Raw genomic sequence first — 1,512 nt, 5'->3', positions numbered from 1 at the left:
CTGTCCCCCGTCAGCACCTGTGGCACAGATTTGAGGTTGTGATTTAAGGAGGATTTGGGCTTCGTCGTAGTGACGAAGGAACGAAGATGAAGCCCAAATCCTCAAGGTCCAAAAAGCCTGCCGGGCAGGTCGTAAAGGACATCCGCCGCAAGACCCGTCGGCACTTCTCTGCTGAAGACAAGATCAGGATCGTGCTCGATGGCCTGCGCGGCGATGACTCCATTGCCGAGCTGTGCCGCCGTGAAGGGATCGCACAGAGCCTGTATTACACCTGGTCCAAGGAGTTCATGGAGGCCGGCAAGCGCCGTCTGGCTGGTGACACTGCGCGTGCTGCGACCACGGACGAGGTGAAGGACCTGCGCCGTGAGGCCCGTGATCTGAAGGAATGTGTGGCCGATCTCACCCTGGAGAACCGTCTGCTCAAAAAAAGCATGATCGCGGATGGGGGAGACGACGAATGAGATACCCTGCATCCGAGAAGCTGGAGATAATCAGGATCGTCGAGCAGTCGCACCTGCCCGCCAAACGCACGCTGGACCAGCTCGGCGTGGCACGGCGCACCTTCTACCGCTGGTATGATCGTTACCTTGAAGGTGGCCCCGAGGCGCTGGCAGACCGACCATCCGGGCCGAGCCGGGTGTGGAACCGCATCGGCGAGGATGTCCAGCAGCAGATCGTCGAGATGGCGCTGGAACAGACCGAGCTGTCCCCGCGAGAACTGGCGGTGCGCTTCACCGACGAGAAGCGCTACTTCGTGTCCGAAGCTACGGTTTACCGGCTGCTCAAGGCTCATGATCTGATCACCAGCCCGGCCTACACCGTGATCAAGGCGGCAGACGCGTTCCACACACAAACCTCCCGCCCCAACGAGATGTGGCAGACCGACTTTACCTACTTCAAGATCATAGGATGGGGCTGGGTCTATCTCTCGACCGTGCTCGACGATTACTCGCGCTACATCATTGCATGGAAGCTCTGCACCACCATGCGAGCCGAGGACGTCACTGACACGCTCGATATGGCGCTGGCAGCCTCAGGCTGCGACCACGCCAATGTGCTGCACAGGCCCCGCCTGCTCAGCGACAATGGCCCCAGCTACATCGCGAGCGAGTTGGCCGAATACATCGAGGCCAACAAGATGAGCCACGTGCGCGGCGCACCCTTCCACCCACAGACCCAAGGCAAGATCGAGCGCTGGCATCAGACGCTCAAAAACCGTGTGCTGTTGGAGAATTACTTCCTGCCGGGCGATCTCGAACAGCAGATCAAGGCCTTCGTCGAGCATTACAACCACCAGCGCTACCACGAGAGCCTCGACAACGTCACACCCGCCGATGCCTACTTCGGCAGGGCTGCCGCCATCATCAAACGAAGAGAAAGGATCAAGCGAAAGACACTCGAACATCGGCGCTTGCAACACCGCAAGCTCGCCGCCTAAACATCAATCCAAGACGAGGCCCACACTCCGCTGATCTACGCCGCGAGTTGTGCCAAATGTTCTGACGACGGACA

Annotated in this window: 1 protein-coding gene; it reads left to right on the top strand. The window is 59.6% G+C overall.

Annotated elements, in window-relative coordinates:
- The first annotated feature begins 86 nt into the window (after positions 1-86).
- A protein-coding gene (locus KYK83_RS17010) for an IS3 family transposase (protein WP_222829090.1) occupies positions 87-1,438 on the top strand; the annotation gives its coding sequence in 2 pieces (ribosomal slippage) (positions 87-422 and positions 425-1,438; 1,350 coding nt in all).
- Positions 1,439-1,512: the final 74 nt, after the last annotated feature.

The organism is Qipengyuania pacifica, from assembly GCF_019857205.1.
GTDB lineage: Bacteria > Pseudomonadota > Alphaproteobacteria > Sphingomonadales > Sphingomonadaceae > Qipengyuania > Qipengyuania pacifica.
This window is presented reverse-complemented; position numbering and strand designations above follow the sequence as displayed.